1 pseudogene is annotated in these 289 nt (G+C 40.1%); it reads right to left on the bottom strand.

What is annotated here, in order from left to right:
- Positions 1 to 23 precede the first annotated feature (23 nt).
- Positions 24 to 289: pseudogene (locus tag NRL14_RS20915) on the bottom strand (hypothetical protein); the annotation flags it as partial.

Raw genomic sequence — 289 nt, 5'->3', positions numbered from 1 at the left:
AGTTTTACTGAGTAGTTTAAGTTTTATGCCAATAGCTTTTCGCAGTTACTGATATTCGCTCGCCGCTTTCGCTTTAAGTTTTCACAATAACTTTCTTGTGAACTTGGCCTGCCTACTGCACCATGAAATACACGCGTAAATTGTGTGGTGAGTTTTAACCAGTTTTCGGGGGATATATTCACTCTTTCGAGTAAGGGTAGGTGCGAACTTTCAATATAACCGCGTTTATCCTCTCGTATACAACGCCCTGTTAATTCAACAAGTTCAAGGTACGATTTAAGCTCAAACG

Origin of the sequence: Pseudoalteromonas sp. 20-92, from assembly GCF_030847595.1 — a bacterium.
GTDB lineage: Bacteria > Pseudomonadota > Gammaproteobacteria > Enterobacterales > Alteromonadaceae > Pseudoalteromonas > Pseudoalteromonas fuliginea.
This window is presented reverse-complemented; position numbering and strand designations above follow the sequence as displayed.